Below are 18629 nucleotides of genomic sequence, written 5' to 3' on the forward strand. Positions count from 1 at the left end.
TTAGTCCTTTTCCATCAGGCTCTCATCCAGCATGACATCGATGTGTCTGCCAAATTCCGCGCCGAACTTTTTCTTGCAATACGCGAAGAAGACGACACCGAGCGCAATCCACAGGCCTGCTACGATCCATTCCTGCCAAACCAGCGCAGTGCTTGCAAACGGCAGCGGAACGATGTACAGAACCGTGAAGAAGCCGGACATGATGACTGCGAGCACACCGACCAGCTTGCCGTGCTTGACACGGTACGGGCGGTTCATCTCCGGTTCCTTTTTGCGGAGAATCAGGAAGGACAGAGAAACCATCAGGTAAGCAACACAGACGCCGAGGGAGCCCGCATCAACGATCCAGACGAGCATCTTTCTGCCGAAGAATGGAGCGATTGCAGAAGCAATGCCAATGAACAGGATTGCATTGGTCGGTGCCTTGGTCTTCGGATTCAGCTTGGCAAATGCTTCCGGCAGCATCTTGGATTCTGCCATGGAGAACATAGCGCGGGAGCCGCCGATAATGAAGGAGTTCCAGGAGGTAATCATACCTGCAATGCCGCCGATGACCATGACCTTTGCCATTGCCGGAATGCCAAAAGCGAGTTCCATTGCAGAAGCCGTCGGCAGGTCAGAACCGGCCATATCGCCGACCGGCAGGATGTAGCCGACGCCGAAAACAACCAGTGCATAGAAGACAACTGCCATGATGATGGAAAGCAACATGATTTTGCCGAGCTTCTTGTACGGGATGTTGATCTCCTCCGCAACCTGCGGAATAACGTCAAAGCCGACAAAGTAGAACGGGGTCATGACAGCAATGGTCAGGATGCCACCGAGTTTGGAGCAATCGGTGAAATCTGCACCGGCAAACGGATACGACATCAGCGTGTTACCATTGCCATTGACAGCAGAAGCTGCAACCAGCGCAATGCCCGCTGCGGCAATCAGGACAGTGAACACGGTCTGAAGGATAGCAGCTGTCTTGACGCCTCTCAGATTGATATAAGTAATAATAATCGCTGCGATAACTGCAACGGCAACCCAGGACGCATAGACATCAAAGCCCGCAATCGTGTACATATACCCCTGAAGGAAATTCGGGAAAATATAAGTGATGACCGTCGGCATGGCGCATGCCTCAAACGCTGCAACCGATGCATAGCCGAGGACAATCGCCCATGTGCAGACAAAGGATGCATTCGATCCCATCGCACGATAACTGAATACATGCTCGCCGCCGCACTGTGGCATAGCTGAGGTCAGCTCCGCATACGTCAGGCTGACAAAGAATACCATGATGCCGCCGATGATAAATGAAAAGATTGCACCGATGGTGCCCGCCGTGCTGATCCAGTCGCCGGTGCTGACAACCCATGCCCAGCCGATCATGGCACCGAAGGCAATGACCAGTACATCTGACATGCCCAGCACCTTGTTGAATTTGGATTTTTCCATAACCAATCACTTCTTTCTTACGTTGTTGTGATTTCCGCGCAGCGCGCGATTTTTTATACAATAAAACAGCACCCAAATCTTCCTGTCCGGAAAATCTGAGCGCCGTTGCTCTTCCTGTCTGAATTTTAACTGTATATTATGCCAGCCGGTCTTTCGCCACAAAACGGTCATACCGCAGTGCGTCCATGTTGACGGAAAGCTCCTGTCCGGTCGCCATCTCCGAGAGCAGCTTGCCAACTGCCGGAGCCGTTCCGAAGCCGTGTCCGGAGAAGCCGCATGCCGCAATCAGACCCGGCACCTCGTCAATCGGGCTGATGACCGGGACACCGTCCGCACACTGGTCATGCCAGCCCGCCCAGGTGCGGACAATTTTCGCATCCTTCAGCGCCGGGAAATAGCCCAAGATCGCACGGCACAGATAGGACGGATGCAGACTGGTTGTCTGCGGAACACCAATGCCGTCCGTGCGGAACTTGTTAAACGTGTCGTAGCCCGCCGTACCGCCGAAAACGAACGAACCGTGCGGTGTCTGATGACCGTAAAAGTCAGCTGCTGCCGTACCGAGCATCTGCCAGAACATCGGCGGCTGTGCCTCCGTGACCAATGTCTCGCCGTTGCGCACAACCATGGGGATATCGACGCCGACCGTATTGAGAATCGCGCGGCTCTGATAGCCCGCCGCGACCACAATGGACTCTCCCTCAAACACTGTGCCGTCGGTCAGCACAACCTGACGCGCCTTGCCGCGGATGGTTTTGATTGCCGCAACGCGGGCATCCGTGTAAAACTGTGCGCCCAGCTGACGCGCCCTGCGGAAAAAGGCCAGTGTGGTGCGCATCGGATTCGCATGTCCATCGGTCGGACACCAGCTCGCACAGGTGACCTCTTCTGACAGGTACGGATTGATCTCTCGCGCCTCATCACCGGAAATCATGCGGACATCCAGCCCCACAGCGCTCGCCTTGTCCGCAAGCTGTTGCAGCTTTGCACGATGTGCATCGTTCTTGCCGAGCCGCAGGTTGCCCTTCTGATAATATTCAACGTCGGCACCCAGTTCCTCAGACAGCGTCGGCCAAAGCTCCCGAATGCCCCACATCGCATATGGAAGCTCACGCGGGTCACGTCCAGACTGACGGACACCACCGCCGTTGCGGGAGGAACCGCCGTTGCCGATGTAATCACTGCCTTCAAGAACGATAACGCTCACGCCCTGCTTTGCCAGATAATACGCGGTTGCACAGCCGTTGACGCCACCGCCGATGACGATGACCTCTGCATTTTTCTTCATGCTTCTCCGCCTCCTTTTTCGTTGGCGAGAATTTCCATCTCGACCGGGCGCATCGGTGCGCGTGCCGTCGCAGATTCCAGCTCCATCGGCGAAACACCAAGCTCCTTTGCAATAATTCCCTTGACCAGCCGTCCGCAGGTTTGTCCCTGACAGAGACCCATGCCGGTGCGCAGATAGCGCCGCACCTCTGTTATCGTATACATGCCGTCGTGAACTGCCTGTCGGATTTCTCCCTTGGTGACCTCTTCACAGCGGCAGATAATTCTGTCATCATCCGGTTCAGGGACATATTCCCCGATATCACGGAACCGATTGCTGAGTTCATTCATTGTTCTGCCCTCCGCTTATGCCCGAAAAAATCTTGCACGGTATGCCATATCCAACGGAACCTTTATTGTCAGCAGGTTGGTATGGTCAAACGCCGGCATACTCTTGACACCGACAACCTCGGCATCACAGACCGGCTTGCCGCTGCGATCCAATGCCGTTCCTTTTTCTCCCGTTTCCGGAAGCGGAAGGAATTCATACGGCATGGTAACCGTCGCATAATCCGGCTCATAGCCTTCATCGACGAGGAAAATCGCCTGACCGGAGCACGATGCCACACACATGCCGCAGCCGATGCAGGTCGCCTCCGGGTCTACCACCGGCAGCGAGGTGATATTTTCTCCGATCTTGATGCACTTTTTCGGGCAGGCATCCTGACACGGGTTGCACGGGATGTTCTGCGTGCATTCCATGACCGGATGGATGCGTGCGGAATGTGTGACACCCGGATAGCGTTCTATTTCATCCTCCGCTACATAACCCTTTTCGAGCAGGTTCATCGAAACCGCAATTCCCTCTTCCGTTTCTTTGACCAGCTTGCCTCGGTTTTTCGGGGCAAACATGCCCTGTCGCAGGCTTTCCAGCGCGGCCTCCTGTGCCTGAACGCCGCTGTTGCGTTCTTCCTCGGACAGATATCCGAGTGTGTATGCGGCGGAAATGCCCGCGATGCGACCCTCGATCATCGCCGAGCTCGCTTCCTCTATGCCGGAAACGTCGCCCGCAACAAAAATACCGTCCATACTGGTTTCACCGTATTCATTGCACGCGGGGACGGTGCCGCCCTTGCTCTCGATCATCTTGCAGCCCGCCATTTTCGCCAGCTGCGACATCGGAGACAAACCAACTGCCAGACAGATCGTATCGACATCAAAATGCTTTTCCGTACCGGCAATCGGCTGGAATTTGCTGTCGACCTGTGCAATGGTCACGCCGGTGACGCAATCCCCGCCGTCTGCTTTGACAATCGTATGCGACAGATAAAACGGCACGCCGCAGCGCGCAACCTTTGCCGCATGCACACCATAGCCGCCGACGCGCGGTGCGGCATCGACCAACGCGACGACCTCACAACCCGCCTGCAACAGCTGAAAGCTGACAACCAGACCGACATTGCCGGTGCCGAGCATCAAAACACGCTTGCCCGGCTGGATGCCATGCAGGTTCATCATCGTCTGTGCCGCGCCTGCACCGATGACACCGGGCAGTGTCCAACCATCAAAGGTCACCATGTTCTCCGACGCGCCGGTTGCAATAATAATCGCATCCGCTTTGTAATGGCGGACACAGTCGCCCTGCTTGACTGTCACCTCTTTGTCAGTATACAGTCCCATGACGACCGAATTCAGCTCAACGCGGACGCCAAGGCGATTTGCCTCGTCCAGCAGCTCGCGTCCGATACGGAAGCCGCGTACCTTTGCCTTGTGCTCTTTCGAGCCGAAAAATTTATGAATCTGCTTGAACAGCTGTCCGCCCGGCTTTGCATTCTCGTCAAAGACCAGAACATCCATGCCGGTTTTTGCCGCCTCAATCGCCGCAGAAAGCCCCGCCGGGCCTGCGCCGATGACAATCAAATCATGTCTTTCCATCGTTTCACCCTCTCATTCCTGCGGCTTTGCACTGACACCATACTGCGTCTGTACGGTCATGCCTTCTTCGAGCGGCGTGACACAGGTGCGCACATTCGGTTTTCCGTTGACTACCATAACGCAGTCGGTACACCGTCCGATTGCACAGAACACGCCGCGCGGCCTGTCATACTTTTTGGTATGCCGGTGAACCATCACGCCTGCCGCCTTCAATGCGACTGCAATCGGTTCCCCTTCATACCCCTGCATGGGCCTGCCGTCGTAGAAAAAGGTGACGAGCCGTCCCTTCTCGGGTTCGCCGAGGATTGGATGCTGACTGATTCTCATTGTCGGAGTTCCCTCTTTTCTTTTGTCAAACCAATAAAAAAGAGCCCTGTCGAATCTCCCATCTGAAAAGGAAGACTGACAAGACTCCGTCGTCTGAATTCACTGATCTGATTTTCTTCATTCCGGTGTTTTCCACCGCTTTACAGGTGTTATTATACACAGAAAGTTTATTTCTTTCCAGTAGAGAATGCACCAAAATCGACTGTAGTTCAGACTAATTCTTTTGCCGTTTTTTACAACACAAGCCGTTCATATACCCCTTATTTTTTATATTTTTACCCAGTATCTGCAACATTTTCTCCTTCTATATGTTTTCACACCTCTTTTATCCCCTGTGTACATTCTTTCTGTCCTGTTTATACCACTTTTCGCTTCCTGTTCTACTCCCCCTGTACGGTATCGTGTTAAAAGATCCACCGATTGCATCTGGACAACCACTCGCATTTTGCCCTATAATGAAAGAAAATCCACGCCCTGCTCCAGGGGAGGTGTCCGCAATGGTTCATTCGGAGCTTTCACAAACCGAGCGGTTGTTCTGCCAGCTGGAGACTGCATTCCAGAAGCAGGTAACCGACTTTACATTTCATGAGAAGGAAGCGATGTTCTGCAGCTTCAGCCGTGCCACACATGAGAGCAATGACAGCCTGCTGTCCTGCATCACGGGAAGCATTGTCTTTCCCGGCTTTCGCCTGTGTGTGATGTTTGAGCCGCGCCATCCCCGCCTGCTCACCGGCGTATTGCAGCTTCATATTCGCTTTGGACTGCGCGCAGATGCGCGCGCGTATCCGATTTACGCCGTCCTGCCCTATCTCGACCCGGATGATTTTTCCTGCTATACGCTGTCTGCCGTCACAACGCCGGAACAGCTGGAGGCGGGTATGCAGTATCTGTTTCGCGCATTCCTGCGGCACTATGACGCGCTGAGCCGCCTGTGCGGTGATCCGGAACGGCTTGCACAGATGGACAAAGCATTTTGCGACGATGTAACCGCCTACTTTCAGGATGATGTATTTTCCCGGTGTGCCCGGCACCCGGAACAGCTCTCCGTCTTTCTCGGCTGGTACAGTGACGCACTCACGCGGCGGCTGTGCTCGAACGCATATCTCCTGTTTTTGCTGGGCAATTTCTCCGCCGCACGGCGCGCCTATCGAAATCGTTCCCGTTACAGCCGACTTCTGGCACATGAACAGCGTCTGTATGCGTTTCTTCAGAACTTGCTCGCAGAAAACCGGACATATACCAGCCTGCCGCGCGCACTCTGGTTTTTCGTGCCGGAAACCGCGGCGGAAAAACAGCGCACAGAGCGTGCCCGGTCGCGATCGCTGGCGCTCGGTGCCGCACTGACCTATGCGCTGCTGTGCGTGCTCACGCAGGGCGCTTACACGGTATTCTGCCGCGTGTTCGCACAGCACCATCTGCTCGTGCTGTTCCCCAGCCGCGCCGGGCTGTTCGTCTTTGCCCTGCTGCCTGCCCTGCTGCTCTGCATCCTGCTGCGGCATTCGTTTTACCACTGGTTCGCTGGAACAGAAGAAGCCGCACTGCTGGAATCTGACCACATGCCCGGCTCTGCCGTGCGCACCTGGGGTTCTCGTGCCGTCATTACCGCCTGCCTCGTCTTTTCGCTATTTTATGCAAACAACAACATCGTATTCGACGCCGCCGGCGTATCAGACAACCGTGCCTTCGGTATAGACGGTTCCTATACACGCTACGAACAGGTTGTTCTGCAACAGACTGACAGCCAATATCTGTTGTGCTGCGGCAGCGCGGAACCATTCGTGCTCAATCGCATGGCGGACAGTAACGAAATCCGGTCACGCATCGTGCCGATTCTAACCCGGGGCGGCAGCACAGTGCAGCTCTCATAAATTCCATATCAGGACGGACGGTTCCCGTCCTGATTTTTTTTGCAACATCCCACATACTGTTTGACTTTCATCCTTCTGCGTGCTTTAATGATGATATTATGATTATTTCTGTATTTTTTCAGTTGTATTTCCGCAGATACCACAGATTTTCTCCCTTGTTTCACGCAAAAGAAGCATATATGCAAGCAAAAAGGAGCATCCCGGAAATCTGACTGACAAGCAAGCAAAGAAGGTATGCATATGCCCCTCAAAAAGTCTTCTCATTTCGGACCGTTTATGATGCTGTGTGCAGCACTGCTGTTTTCCACCGGCGGCCTGCTGTGCAAGTTTATCCCGTGGTCGCCGCTGACCATCAACGGTGTGCGCAGCCTGTTCAGCACGTTGGTGTTCCTCATCTATTTCCGGGCGACCCATCATAAACTAAAATTCAACCGTACCGTGTTGTTCGGTGCGCTGTGCATGACCGGCGTGACCACGCTGTTTATCATCGCAAACAAAATGACCACTGCCGCCAATGCAATTATTTTACAGTATACGGCACCGGTCTGGATTATCCTGTTCATGGCGCTGCTGTTCCATGTCCGCCCGACAAAGCTGGACATTGCGACCTGTGCCATCGTCTTCGCAGGCATCCTCTGCTTCTTTCTGGACAGCCTCGGCTCAGGCAGCATGGTCGGCAACGTCATCGCTGTCCTGTCGGGCGTGTTTTACGGCGGGCTGTTCCTGCTCAATCAGTTTCCGGAGGGCGACGCCGTTTCCTCCATGGTGCTTGGACAGATTATCTCCGCCGTGCTGATGGCACCGATGATCGTGCGCGAAACCGTGTTTACGCCGTCGGTTCTGCTCGCCGTCTTTCTGCTTGGCTTCTTCCAGGTCGGCGTAGCGTATCTCTGCTTTTCCATCGGGACAAAGTACACACGCCCGGTTTCCGCATCACTGATTGCCGGAATCGAACCGATTCTCAATCCGATTCTGGTCGCTGTATTCTGGGGTGAAACCATTGCGCCGCTGTCGATGGCAGGCGCTGCTATTGTCGTCATTGCCATTCTGTCGTACAATATACTTGGTGCATCTGCCCCGTCGGCGGAGGCGCATCCCGCCTCGGATATTTCACAATAATGCTACTTTTACCGCCCCCGCGGCAAATATTTTATCATACCCTGTTTAGGAGGACACAAAAATGGATCTCACTTATCGTCCCAGACGCCTGCGTTCCAGCATGCGCCTGCGCAAAATGGTACGTGAAACGCGCATGGACAAATCGTCCCTCATCTACCCGATGTTTGTCACCGAAGGCACAAACATCAAGGAGGAAATCCCCTCCATGATGGGACAGTATCGCTACAGCGTCGACCGCATGGAAGAAAAGCTCATCGAGCTGGCAGAAGCCGGTGTCGGCGGCGTCATGCTGTTCGGCATCCCGGATCACAAGGATGAAGTCGGCAGCCAGGCCTATGCCGAGGATGGCATTGTGCAGAAGGCATTCCGCAAGGCAAAGGAAGCCTGCCCGGAGCTGTACATGATCGGCGACGTCTGCATGTGTGAATACACCTCGCATGGTCACTGCGGCGTGCTGTGCGGCCATGATGTCGACAACGACAAGACGCTGGAACTGCTCGCAAAGACCGCACTTTCCCAGGTGCAGGCAGGTGCGGATATGGTCGCACCGTCCGACATGATGGATGGCCGTGTTGAAGCAATCCGCTCGATCCTTGATGACAACGGCTTTATCAACACGCCGATTATGGCGTATTCCGCCAAGTTTGCCTCTGCGTTTTACGGCCCGTTCCGCGACGCAGCTGACTCCGCACCGTCGTTCGGCGACCGCAAAACCTACCAGATGGACTACCACAACCGCCGGGAAGCGCTCAAGGAGGTTTTGCTCGACGTGGACGAAGGCGCAGATATCATCATGATTAAGCCTGCCATGGCTTACGGCGACCTGATCCGCGAGGCAAAGGACAATACCTGCCTGCCGATTGCGGCTTACAGCGTCAGCGGCGAATACTCGATGGTCAAGACAACCGCCGCCGCAGGCTTCCTTGACGAAGCAGCAATCGTCTGTGAAATGGCGGCCTGCGCGTACCGCGCGGGCACGGACATCTACATCACCTACTTCGCCCAGGAACTGGCGAAGTACATGGATGAAGGCCGTCTGGGATAATTTCATCTAAAATCGTCAAGAGGCTCAGATTCCCTTTAGGGGGGATCTGAGCCTCCGTTTTTTTTGACTGGCGCTATCTGAAAACCAAGAAAATGACGAAAATTTCGCAAAAGCGAGGCTGATTCAAGACAAAGACACGCAGGCATCCGTTCGGATTTCAAGTGTTTTTCACGATGAAGCAGCCCGCATTTGTAGAAATAGTCAAAGTTTTCGACTGTTCAAATACGCCCTTGTTTTACAGCAGTGTGTATTCCAGCAAAATGCGCTGCACGCGGCTGCCGTCAGAAATCCCCTCCGGCAAAAGAGCCAACGCGACCTGTGCGAGCGGCGCTTCCGGCTCGCTTTCATTTTGCAGCATTGCATAATCGCCGTCAATCGTGACGACCGTGTAATTGACCGGGTCTGCATATCCCATGGTTGCTTCCTCCTCTTTTTTTCTGTATCTTCATTCGGAACAGTTCGCTGCATCGATGGCAATAACCAGCAACAATCCCATTTTCTCATCCGCAGGGTCGGCAAAATTGAGTACATAGGTGTCTCCCCAGTGCAATGGTTCCTTCGAGATGTGGATGGCTGCGCTGCACCCGGCATACACATCATAATCCCAGCCGAGGAAATCACCCTCTACACGCCAGCCGTTACAGTCAACCTCATATTTCGGGCGCAGGAATGTGAACTTTTTCTGAATGCTGCCGCATTCCACACCATCCATTTCAATGCGGAATTCCGGCAGCAGCGTCAGAAGCTTCTGCCGGATGCAGCCGACCTCGCGGTCTTGCATGTCATACACATGAATCTGATGTCCCAGCGTTAGAAATTCCGCTTTGACAAAGTATTTCCGATTGCCGTACTCATCATAGACATCATAGGAATCCGTCCATGAAAAGACACGCTGTTTGATGAGCAGACGCATGCAGCCGCCTCCTTTTCCTGTGTTCTGCCGGTTAATCCGACAAATGCATGTATGTTCCGATGACAATTGCCGATGCATCCGCCGCATGCCCAATGTCTTCGGTCTTTGCAATCGGAAGCTGTCCGGCAAACTGCTGTACCAGCGGTTCTATCCGCTGTCCCTCGCGCTCCAACTGCGTAAATGTACCGAGCAGAATGCCGCTGATCTGTTCAAAAATGCCCATCTGCTGCATCTGGCTGAGAAAGGCAATCATCTGCGGCTGCAAGCCGCTGCGCGCCTCGAGCAACAGGAGCTTGCCGCGCAGGTCAGGAAAAAATTTCGTTCCGGCGAGCTTGAGCAGACAGCGGATGTTGCCGCCCGCTACAATACCGGACATTTCATTTCCCTGTACAAACGAATACCGGAACGAAAACAGCGTATCCGCCCGTTCCGGTGTGAAGTACCGCATCTGATACAGCACGCCCGGATTTCCGGTCTCCGCATAAACCGCATTGAGCAAAACCGTCAGGTCACTGTATCCCCACAGTTGTTTGGGCTCACCGCGACGATTTTTTGCCTTGGCTATCGCAGCAAAATCCAGATACGGCAAAATCTCATTCGCAATATCGCCACCGGACACATCAAAAATCGCATCGATTTCCGGATCGTTGTAAAAGGCCATCAGACGTTCCGCCCGCTGCACCGCGCTGCCGCTGCGCACGCCGTCCTTTGCATACAAATACGGGCTACACACGGTTTCAATCCCGCAATCCGCAAGCACGCGTTGCAGGCGCTCCAACTCCGCCGCCGCAGATGCCGGCAGCCCGTTTGAGCAGCAGACCAGGCCGGCAGTTTGGATTCCCGCAAGCGGCGCATGCTGTCCGCAACAGCTCTGACGTTCCATTTGCACCGCCTCCTTTTCCTTTCCATTATAACACAGCGATGTATAGAATTCCATTGTCCCCTCTGTTTTGCCCCGGCTTTCCTTTTTCGCCCTGCTATGGTATAATTTTATATTATACCCCTCGAAAAGCAGTACATCCCGGAAGGAGGAAGTGCATATGCTGGCAGACATCGGCGTTCTGCCCGGCTCCAGCCGTTATTACCATGAGGCGGACTCATTCACGGAAAGCTGCCTGTATTTTACCCCGCATGCAGGGGATTACCGCTGCAACCGCGAGTATGAGGTCGCACGCGACCATCTGGACGTGTGCCAGCTCATTCTGGTGGAGGAGGGACAGCTGTACGTCGAATACAACGGAGAAAGCTATGTCGCTCCCGCAGGCTCACTCGTCCTGCTCGACTGCCGCAGACCACACCGATATACCGCCGGTTCGGATGAGCTGCATATGCGCTGGTTCCACTTCGTCGGTGCGGGCAGCGAAGCATATACGAATCTTATCCTGCAAACCCGCGGCGTTGTCCTCCCTGTCGATCCGGAGGGAAAAATCCAGGCCTGTATGTCTGATATCCTGGCTGCCGCACAGCAGCAGGATATGAATGTCCACATGACATCTGTTCACATCCACACACTGCTCGCATTGCTGGTGCAGTTGCCCGGACAGCTGCACAGAAGCGACATCGAACAGGTCATCGACCGCTCTGCCGCCTATATTGAAACACATTACGGTGACGCTGACCTGTCAAATGAAAGCCTTGCACACATGTCTGCACTCAGCTCATGTTATTTTATCCGTCAGTTTAAAAATATCCGCGGCATCACGCCGCACCAGTATATCCAGGCGGTGCGGATCCGCAGTGCACGGCAAATGCTCACTACCACCTCGCGCAGCATCGAAGACATCGCGGATATCTGTGGTTTCAGCAATGCCTCGCATTTCATTATGGTATTCAAACGGATGACCGGCATCACGCCGCTCCAGTTCCGGATGATGTGGAGATAGGAACCGTCATGAGATGCACGCATCGAACGGCAGCCACGCATATATGCAGCTGCATGCAAAACAGGTATCCACTCAGTCTGTGCTGAACGGATATCTGTTTTTTTCATCGCATAAATACGCGAACCAACTTTTCGTACAGCCGTGTGTACGGCTGGTAGCGCATCGGCAGGTCAAGCCATGTTTTTTTATCCACGATGCTTTTATGGTGGGAAAATGCATCAAAGCCCGCCTTGCCGTGATACGCGCCCATGCCGCTTGCACCGACGCCGCCAAAGCCCATGTTCGTCGTCGCAAGATGAATGATTGTGTCATTGATGCAGCCGCCGCCAAACGCACAGGTTTCTGTGACATGACGTGCCGTCTTTTTGTCCTCTGTAAACAGATAGAATGCAAGTGGGTGCGGATGCGCATTGATCTCATCGAGTGCGTCCTCCAACCGGTCATAGGTCAGTACCGGCAGCACCGGACCGAAAATTTCCTCCTGCATGGCGGGATCATCCCAGTCGGCGGGACACAGGACCGTCGGCTCGACGCGCAGGGATCCGGCATCTGTCCTGCCGCCGCAGACGACCTTTTCCTGTGAAATCAGTCCGCTGATGCGGTCAAAATGCGTCCGGTTGATAATCTTTCCGTAATTGTCATTGGAAAGTGCATCCGCACCAAACTGCCGTTTGATTTCACGGCGAATGGCAGATATCAGCTCGTCCCGGATTGCAGCGTCGCAGTAGATATAATCCGGCGCAACACAGGTCTGCCCACAGTTGAGGAATTTGCCGAACACAATGCGGCGCGCGGCGAGGTTGATTTTTGCCGTTTTATCCACCACACATGGGCTTTTTCCGCCCAATTCGAGGGCAACCGGTGTCAGATGCTCTGCTGCGCGGCGCATAACCTCCCGGCCGACCGCCTGGCTGCCTGTAAAAAAGATAAAATCAAAGTGTTCATTGAGCAGGCAGGCATTCTCCTCCCGCCCGCCGGTGACCACGGCGACATATTCGGGCGAAAAGCATTCCGTGAGGATGTCCCGCAGCACTTCGCTGGTATGGGGGGAATAGGCACTCGGCTTGACGACTGCCGTATTGCCCGCCGCAAGTGCATCAACCAGCGGGTCCAGGGTCAGCATAAACGGGTAATTCCACGGGCTCATAATCAGCGTGATGCCATACGGCGACGGCTTGACATAGCTGCGCGAGACAGATTGCGCCAGCGGTGTGCGCACACGCTGCTCGCGCGCGTACTGTCTGACATGTCTCGTCATATATGTCAGTTCGCTGTACACCATGCCGATCTCACACATATAGCTCTCCATCCGGCTCTTGCCCAGATCCGCATGCAAGGCCTGTTCAATTTCGTCCTCATGCCGCACAATGGCATCCTTCAGCTGATTCAGCGCCGCAATGCGACGGTCAACCGGCAGTGTTTTTCCGCTCGCAAAGTACGCCCGCTGTGCCGATACAATTTGCTGAATTTCTTCCGGCTTCATATGCATCCTCCATAACAGAATAATAAAATGCTTCCAGCTTCGCTGCATCCATCAGCACAGGGACAGGATACAGTGGATTTGCCTCGCGCTCCGCTGTACGGGCGAGCGCCGGGATATCCTCCGCACGGATTTCCGGTATCGTTTTCGGGATATCCAGCCTGCGCTGCATATCGCGGACAGCACACAGAAATGCCCGTGCGCCTGCCTGCGGGGTATCGGATGCAGACGCCACTCCTGCGGCAACCGCAAGCCGATGCAGCTTGCCATGGATCTTTGAGCCATATGCTTCGAGCACATACGGGAGCAGTACCGCATTGGCAAGCCCATGTGGAACATTATACCGTCCGCCGAGCGAATGCGCAACTGCGTGCACATAGCCGACATATGATTTGGAAAATGCCGCTCCCGCCAGATAGGCGGCTCGAAGCATATTGCGGTGCGCTGCTATATCATTTCCGTCTGCGCAGGCACGGAAGTGACAAAGGCTTCAAATCTCTGGTTCATGGATTCCTCCCGATCATCGAAGGTGAAAAACTGCTGCTCTTGATGGTAACACGACGATGTTGATTCATCAACATCTTATGCCATAAAAGTTTGTCTCTCAAAAAACTCTGAGCAATCGCCACTGCCGTTTTTTCAAACCGCAAAAAACAGAAAGTCTCAAAACGAATTACAATTTCTTGTTTTCTTTTGTTTTTTCATATATAATTGATTTATTATATATAAAACCATTATTTATTCATATTTTACACCTAAAAACACACCAATTTTTAAAAATATTTCGCAGGATATTGTAAGACATTGCGACTGGATCGTATTACAATAATGAACAGAGGAAGGAGAGAGGATGTATGAATTCAATCAATCCGCTGTCCTCGCATCTGCGTGACAGCCGTATCCCGCAATACTGTACCAGCCACTTTATCAACGAAGAGCACAGCAATAAGCATTCCAGACTGCCCCATATTCATGACAATTTTTTGGAGCTGTTCTATGTATACAGCGGCAAGGGACGCTATATGGTGGACAGTCAGTTTTATGATATTCAGGAAGGCGATATCATCATCTGCAATGCCGGTATCCTGCACGGTGAAAATCCGGCTGATACGCGGCATGTGCGCTCGTACAGCATCGGCATTTCCAATGTCGCCCTGCTCGGTCTGCCCGACAACTGTCTGTGCGACGAGGAAACTACTCCCGTCATCTCGTGCGGCATGCTGTCGGAACACATCGGCTCGATTTTCCGGCTGATTCACCTGCTCTCCTCTGACGAGAAAAATCTCGGAGAGACCTGCAACTGTCTGTCGCAGTCGCTGCTGCTGTTGACCTATGAAATGCTGCTCAGTCGCAGCCGCAATCTGTCAATCCGCGCGCGCACAACAGCCTCTGCCACAGCAGACCGTATCCGTCGATATCTGGATGTGCATTACCGCGAACCGCTCACACTGCCTTCCATCGCCAGCGCCCTGCACATCAGCGAATACTATCTCGCGCATGTGTTCAAGGACGAGTTCGGCGTGCCGCCCATGCAGTATGTCATGAAGCGGCGCATCGGTGAGGCTCAGGGCTTGCTGATGGATACCTCTATTCCCATCGGCGATATCGCCGACCACCTCGGCTTCAGCAGTATCTGCCACTTAAATACCATGTTCAACAAGTATGTCGGTATCCCACCCGGAAAATACCGGCAGTCGATGCGTGAAATGAAGGAATAAAACAAAAGGGCCGCAGGAAATCCTGCGGTCCTTTGAGCCTGTCGAAGAACCCGGCTGCGCATTAAGCGAGAGCCAGATTTTGGCACATATAGGGAAAAAGCCGGAAAACTGGAATAGGGAAATGGATCTTCCACTTCCACATAGCCAGCTTTTTCAGATTCATGGCAGCAAATTTAAGCTTCACCCAGTTGGTAACTTGAGCCAAGCCTCGATATTGTGTATAGCGCATACCATGCTTTTCTTTGGCATCTGCAAATACACGTTCAATCTTTTGTTGTCGGAGTTTATATAAGTCACGATATTCAGTCATATGACGTGCGTCTTCTGCCAACTCTACATAATCAGCCCATACGTGTCTGGTGACAGTCTTTTCAAACTTTGCACTCGATGTACACAGCTCTCTGGTCGGACAATGTTCGCAGACGTATGACCTGCTCTTATATTCACGATATCCATCTTTGTTCGTTGTTGCATAATGAAGTGTTTTATACTCCGGACAGATTACACAATCATAATACTCATCATAAACATATTTCCACCATTCATGACCGCCTTTCTTTGTCATTGGACGTTTATATGCTGTAGATAATACTCTTCCACTCTCAAAAATACGTTTACAAATCGAAGGAGTTTTGTAGGCGCTGTCTGCTACTATCGTTTTATGTTCTGGGTAATGTTCGCAAAGCTGGTCATATAACGGGTCAAATGCTACACTGTCATGTACATTTCCTGCTGTTACTTCTACGTCGAGAATAAAATTATGCTTGTCACAGGCTGTATGCGCTTCGTAGGCAAAACACTTCTTGTGTTCACCTTTATGGAATACGCCGGCATCCGGATCCGTTGTCGAAACTGTTATTTCTTTCTCCTTTGGCGGTGTTGAATCGTCATCATCATCGAATGGCTTTTTGTCGTGTTCTTCGCGATCTCTGTTAATTTCTTCCCGCAGCTCCTTTGCATATCGTTTTGCTTCAACTGGAACAGCTTTTCGTGCTTTTTTCTTCATGTTTGCACTTGCTTTGATATGTGTCCCATCGATAAAAATTGCACTCGTATCCAGAAATCCTTCCTTTGCTGCTGTGTTCAATATCCACCGAAATATATATTCTACAGTTGCTGTTGTAAAACGATGCTTAAAATTATAGCTTACTGTTGAAAAATGCGGCACCTGTTCATTCAATGGATAACCGATAAACCACCTGTATGCAACATTCATATTCACTTCTTCCAGCGTCCGCCGGAGCGATGGTATCCCATATATGTGCTGTATCATTACAATCTTAAACAATACTACCGGATCGATACTTGGCCTGCCGTTGTCCTTGCAGTACAAATCATCTACAAATTCATAAATTTGTTTGAAATCTACTGCTGCATCTATTTTCCTCAGTAGATGATCCTCGGGCACTAACATATCCAGACTTACAATCTCTACTGCCTCTCTGTTTTCCTTCCCTTTTACTATCATTTTATCACCTGTCTTTCTTATCTTTATTATAACAGAAAAAGCCGCCTTTCGGCGACTTTTTCGACAGGCTGAAAAGGGCCGCAGGAAATCCTGCGGTCCTTTTTCATATGACAGAATTATTTATCTATATATTCATCCACATTGCTTTGATCGATCCAGATGCATTCGGTGTAATTGAACGGTTCAATTTCTTCGCCATTCAAGTACTTGACCATATTCTCAACACCAATTGCACCCTGTCCATATGCGTCCTGAGAAACCGTACCTGCCAGCCGTCCGGCCTTGATTGCCGCCAACGCGTCATCAACTGCATCCAGTCCAAAGCAGGGAATGTCCTTCCCGGCATCTTCACAGGCTTTCAGTGCACCCAGTGCCATGGAGTCGTTCTGTGCTACAACTGCATCGATCTGCGTGCCCGTCTGAATCCATGTCTCCATCTTGGACAGTGCTTCTTCGGTCGTCCAGTTTGCGGTATCTTCAAACGCAATCTTGACATCCGGATAATTTTTCAGCACTTCGTCATAGCCTGCCTTGCGGGACAGCTGTGCGTCGGAACCCATAGGGCCATACAGAACAACGATGTTGCCCTTTCCGCCAATTGCTTCCATGGCTTTTTCCATCTGCATTTTGCCTGCCTTGCTTTCATCTCCGCCGCAGTACGAAACCGCCATATCTTCCTGGTTTTTCATCTGCTGTACGATGGTCATAACCGGCATCTCTGCCTCATTTGCCGCCTTGACAGCCGGAACAATGGCATCTGCGGAAATCGGCTCTACAAGTACTGCGTCATAGCCCTGTGCAATACAGGTTTCAATCTGGGAGGCCTGCGTGTTCGGATCCTGCTTGCCGTCGAGAATATCCACGGTCACTCCCAGTTCCGTTCCCTTATCCTTTGCGCCGGAAGATACCGCAGTGGTAAACGCATTGGTCTGATGGCTCATCAATACAGCAATCTTATAATTTTTGTCGCCCTCCGCATTCGCTGCACTTCCTTCTGTGCTGGTTTCTCCGCTTCCGCCGCAAGCTGTCAGCGTAACGGCTGTCACTCCTGCCATCAGCATGGCAATCAGCTTTCTTTTCATTTTCATTGTTTTTCTCCTTTCAGCCTTTCAAACTGTTTTATATTCAAGGTATATCTGAAGCATCGGGAATTTTTTCATTTTCCCAATCCTCCGATATTACCCTGCATTCAGCGACTGCGCCGTTTGCTCCGGATATCCAGCAATACAGCCAAAATAATAATCGCACCCTTAATAACCGGCTGCCAGTTGGAATCAACTCTCATAATATCAAGACCATTGGCAATGACAGCAATCATGAGCGAACCAATCACAACGCCGTGCCATTTGCCGGAACCTCCCGACATGGATACACCGCCGATGACAACCGCTGCAATGGCATCCATCTCATAGCTCTGTCCGGCTGTCGGCGCACCGGTAATGGTTCGTGACGCTGTCAGCAGGCCGCAAAAGCCTGCCAGAAGCCCGGCAATTGTGTAAACCATCACCTGATTTTTCTTGACATTGATGCCGGAAACGCTGGCTGCCACCGGATTGCCTCCAATTGCATACACACGCCGTCCATATACTGTCTTTTGCAATACAAAGGCACAGATTGCAACGACAACGACAAGATAAATTGCCAGAATCGGAATGCCGAAGATTTTTATGGATGCGATTGCCTCGAAGCCGGAGGTAACACCAAATACCGGAGAGCCACCTGAAATAATCAGAGCCAGTCCGCGTACAATTGTCATCGATCCCAATGTAACAATAAAGGCCGGAATATCGCCATATGCAATTCCAACACCATTCAGTGTTCCAATCAATGCTCCGATCAGCAGTGCTGCAACAATCGGAACAATCAGTGGGAATTGTCCTCCCTCTCCGGACGCTGCCGGATGTGCCAGCATGCAGGCGATGACACCTGTGAGTCCCACAATTGAGCCAACCGAGAGATCAATTCCCCCGGAAATAATGACAAATGTCATACCCATCGCCAGAATCCCGTTGACCGCCGTCTGTTTGAGAACGCTGATTAAATTTCCGGGTTTAATAAATGCACCACCGGAAACAGCGGTCAGCAACGCAACGAGCACAACAAAAATAATAATTAGGCCAAAATTCTTTAAAATCCCTTTCGATTTCATCGTTTTTTCCATCGC

At 52.3% G+C, this 18629-nt stretch carries 18 protein-coding genes; 5 read left to right on the forward strand and 13 right to left on the reverse strand.

The features are described 5' to 3' along the window. The 5 genes from ACLM7Z_RS14210 to ACLM7Z_RS14230 form a co-directional block, all read right to left on the reverse strand. Positions 1-1443: an APC family permease gene (locus tag ACLM7Z_RS14210; protein WP_205703600.1), complete on the reverse strand. Its 1443-nt coding sequence runs from the start codon at positions 1441-1443 to the stop codon at positions 1-3. Positions 1444-1579: 136 nt separating this feature from the next. After that, entirely contained in the window at positions 1580-2731 is a 1152-nt protein-coding gene (locus tag ACLM7Z_RS14215) for an NAD(P)/FAD-dependent oxidoreductase (RefSeq protein WP_087017441.1), read from the reverse strand. Continuing rightward, positions 2728-3060: a (2Fe-2S)-binding protein gene (locus ACLM7Z_RS14220; RefSeq protein WP_087017439.1), complete on the reverse strand. Its 333-nt coding sequence runs from the start codon at positions 3058-3060 to the stop codon at positions 2728-2730. Before ACLM7Z_RS14220 ends, ACLM7Z_RS14215 begins: the two co-directional genes overlap by 4 nt. Positions 3061-3075: 15 nt before the next feature. Further along, a complete protein-coding gene (locus ACLM7Z_RS14225) occupies positions 3076-4644 on the reverse strand; it encodes an FAD-dependent oxidoreductase (RefSeq protein WP_087017437.1) in 1569 nt (522 codons plus the stop codon). A 12-nt stretch (positions 4645-4656) separates the two neighbouring features. After that, positions 4657-4971: a (2Fe-2S)-binding protein gene (locus ACLM7Z_RS14230; protein ID WP_087017435.1), complete on the reverse strand. Its 315-nt coding sequence runs from the start codon at positions 4969-4971 to the stop codon at positions 4657-4659. A gap of 497 nt (positions 4972-5468) precedes the next feature. Here ACLM7Z_RS14230 and ACLM7Z_RS14235 point away from each other — a divergent pair, with 497 nt between their 5' ends. The 3 genes from ACLM7Z_RS14235 to hemB all read left to right on the forward strand — a co-directional run bounded on the left by ACLM7Z_RS14235 (position 5469) and on the right by hemB (position 9003). Beyond that, a complete protein-coding gene (locus tag ACLM7Z_RS14235) occupies positions 5469-6839 on the forward strand; it encodes a hypothetical protein (protein ID WP_087017433.1) in 1371 nt (456 codons plus the stop codon). Between the two features lie 240 nt (positions 6840-7079). Further along, entirely contained in the window at positions 7080-7958 is an 879-nt protein-coding gene (locus tag ACLM7Z_RS14240; RefSeq protein ID WP_165761020.1) for a DMT family transporter, read from the forward strand. Positions 7959-8019: 61 nt separating this feature from the next. Next, positions 8020-9003: a porphobilinogen synthase gene (hemB, locus tag ACLM7Z_RS14245; protein ID WP_087017429.1), complete on the forward strand. Its 984-nt coding sequence runs from the start codon at positions 8020-8022 to the stop codon at positions 9001-9003. 235 nt (positions 9004-9238) lie between these two features. Here the strand turns inward: hemB and ACLM7Z_RS14250 are convergent, their stop codons facing one another. Genes ACLM7Z_RS14250 through ACLM7Z_RS14260 form a run of 3 tightly spaced genes read right to left on the reverse strand, consistent with a single transcriptional unit; the run spans position 9239 to position 10799 of the window. Next, the gene (locus ACLM7Z_RS14250; protein ID WP_087017427.1) at positions 9239-9418 is read right to left on the reverse strand and encodes a hypothetical protein; all 180 of its coding nucleotides are present in this window, start codon (positions 9416-9418) and stop codon (positions 9239-9241) included. Positions 9419-9448: 30 nt separating this feature from the next. Continuing rightward, positions 9449-9916 (reverse strand): LURP-one-related/scramblase family protein, encoded by a 468-nt coding sequence (locus ACLM7Z_RS14255; protein WP_435645383.1) that lies wholly within the window; start codon positions 9914-9916, stop codon positions 9449-9451. A 31-nt stretch (positions 9917-9947) separates the two neighbouring features. Then, positions 9948-10799, reverse strand: coding sequence for an LD-carboxypeptidase (locus ACLM7Z_RS14260; protein WP_087017787.1), 852 nt, complete (start codon positions 10797-10799; stop codon positions 9948-9950). 157 nt (positions 10800-10956) lie between these two features. Between ACLM7Z_RS14260 and ACLM7Z_RS14265 the strand changes: the two genes are divergently transcribed. Beyond that, on the forward strand, positions 10957-11799 hold the full coding sequence (locus ACLM7Z_RS14265; RefSeq protein WP_087017423.1) for a helix-turn-helix transcriptional regulator: 843 nt from the start codon (positions 10957-10959) through the stop codon (positions 11797-11799). A 103-nt stretch (positions 11800-11902) separates the two neighbouring features. On the opposite strand, the gene ACLM7Z_RS14270 is transcribed toward ACLM7Z_RS14265, so the two are convergent. After that, positions 11903-13282, reverse strand: a complete 1380-nt coding sequence (locus ACLM7Z_RS14270) for an aldehyde dehydrogenase (RefSeq protein WP_435645384.1) — start codon at positions 13280-13282, stop codon at positions 11903-11905. Beyond that, complete coding sequence (locus tag ACLM7Z_RS14275) at positions 13206-13712, reverse strand: iron-containing alcohol dehydrogenase (protein ID WP_087017419.1); 507 nt, start codon at positions 13710-13712, stop codon at positions 13206-13208. Before ACLM7Z_RS14275 ends, ACLM7Z_RS14270 begins: the two co-directional genes overlap by 77 nt. A 421-nt stretch (positions 13713-14133) precedes the next feature. Between ACLM7Z_RS14275 and ACLM7Z_RS14280 the strand changes: the two genes are divergently transcribed. Continuing rightward, positions 14134-14997: a helix-turn-helix domain-containing protein gene (locus tag ACLM7Z_RS14280; protein ID WP_273350615.1), complete on the forward strand. Its 864-nt coding sequence runs from the start codon at positions 14134-14136 to the stop codon at positions 14995-14997. Positions 14998-15058: 61 nt separating this feature from the next. Here the strand turns inward: ACLM7Z_RS14280 and ACLM7Z_RS14285 are convergent, their stop codons facing one another. From ACLM7Z_RS14285 to ACLM7Z_RS14295, 3 genes are all read right to left on the reverse strand, one after another. Continuing rightward, the gene (locus ACLM7Z_RS14285) at positions 15059-16465 is read right to left on the reverse strand and encodes an IS1182 family transposase (RefSeq protein ID WP_435645385.1); all 1407 of its coding nucleotides are present in this window, start codon (positions 16463-16465) and stop codon (positions 15059-15061) included. A gap of 116 nt (positions 16466-16581) precedes the next feature. Continuing rightward, positions 16582-17553 carry a sugar ABC transporter substrate-binding protein gene (locus ACLM7Z_RS14290; RefSeq protein WP_205703599.1) on the reverse strand — a complete coding sequence of 324 codons (972 nt, stop codon included), beginning with the start codon at positions 17551-17553 and terminating at the stop codon, positions 16582-16584. Positions 17554-17654: 101 nt separating this feature from the next. Further along, positions 17655-18626 (reverse strand): ABC transporter permease, encoded by a 972-nt coding sequence (locus tag ACLM7Z_RS14295; RefSeq protein ID WP_087017414.1) that lies wholly within the window; start codon positions 18624-18626, stop codon positions 17655-17657. Positions 18627-18629 lie beyond the last annotated feature (3 nt).

It is taken from the genome of Butyricicoccus porcorum (assembly GCF_051246315.1).
Lineage (GTDB): Bacteria > Bacillota > Clostridia > Oscillospirales > Butyricicoccaceae > Butyricicoccus_A > Butyricicoccus_A porcorum.

Excerpts from the sequence above, each read along its gene's own strand:
- ACLM7Z_RS14210 (WP_205703600.1), bottom strand. The coding sequence starts at position 1,443 with ATGGAAAAATCCAAATTCAACAAGGTGCTGGGCATGTCAGATGTACTG.
- ACLM7Z_RS14215 (WP_087017441.1), bottom strand. The coding sequence starts at position 2,731 with ATGAAGAAAAATGCAGAGGTCATCGTCATCGGCGGTGGCGTCAACGGC.
- ACLM7Z_RS14220 (WP_087017439.1), bottom strand. The coding sequence starts at position 3,060 with ATGAATGAACTCAGCAATCGGTTCCGTGATATCGGGGAATATGTCCCT.
- ACLM7Z_RS14225 (WP_087017437.1), bottom strand. The coding sequence starts at position 4,644 with ATGGAAAGACATGATTTGATTGTCATCGGCGCAGGCCCGGCGGGGCTT.
- ACLM7Z_RS14230 (WP_087017435.1), bottom strand. The coding sequence starts at position 4,971 with ATGAGAATCAGTCAGCATCCAATCCTCGGCGAACCCGAGAAGGGACGG.
- ACLM7Z_RS14235 (WP_087017433.1), top strand. The coding sequence starts at position 5,469 with ATGGTTCATTCGGAGCTTTCACAAACCGAGCGGTTGTTCTGCCAGCTG.
- ACLM7Z_RS14240 (WP_165761020.1), top strand. The coding sequence starts at position 7,080 with ATGCCCCTCAAAAAGTCTTCTCATTTCGGACCGTTTATGATGCTGTGT.
- hemB (WP_087017429.1), top strand. The coding sequence starts at position 8,020 with ATGGATCTCACTTATCGTCCCAGACGCCTGCGTTCCAGCATGCGCCTG.
- ACLM7Z_RS14250 (WP_087017427.1), bottom strand. The coding sequence starts at position 9,418 with ATGGGATATGCAGACCCGGTCAATTACACGGTCGTCACGATTGACGGC.
- ACLM7Z_RS14255 (WP_435645383.1), bottom strand. The coding sequence starts at position 9,916 with ATGCGTCTGCTCATCAAACAGCGTGTCTTTTCATGGACGGATTCCTAT.
- ACLM7Z_RS14260 (WP_087017787.1), bottom strand. The coding sequence starts at position 10,799 with ATGGAACGTCAGAGCTGTTGCGGACAGCATGCGCCGCTTGCGGGAATC.
- ACLM7Z_RS14265 (WP_087017423.1), top strand. The coding sequence starts at position 10,957 with ATGCTGGCAGACATCGGCGTTCTGCCCGGCTCCAGCCGTTATTACCAT.
- ACLM7Z_RS14270 (WP_435645384.1), bottom strand. The coding sequence starts at position 13,282 with ATGAAGCCGGAAGAAATTCAGCAAATTGTATCGGCACAGCGGGCGTAC.
- ACLM7Z_RS14275 (WP_087017419.1), bottom strand. The coding sequence starts at position 13,712 with ATGCTTCGAGCCGCCTATCTGGCGGGAGCGGCATTTTCCAAATCATAT.
- ACLM7Z_RS14280 (WP_273350615.1), top strand. The coding sequence starts at position 14,134 with ATGAATTCAATCAATCCGCTGTCCTCGCATCTGCGTGACAGCCGTATC.
- ACLM7Z_RS14285 (WP_435645385.1), bottom strand. The coding sequence starts at position 16,465 with ATGATAGTAAAAGGGAAGGAAAACAGAGAGGCAGTAGAGATTGTAAGT.
- ACLM7Z_RS14290 (WP_205703599.1), bottom strand. The coding sequence starts at position 17,553 with ATGAAAATGAAAAGAAAGCTGATTGCCATGCTGATGGCAGGAGTGACA.
- ACLM7Z_RS14295 (WP_087017414.1), bottom strand. The coding sequence starts at position 18,626 with ATGGAAAAAACGATGAAATCGAAAGGGATTTTAAAGAATTTTGGCCTA.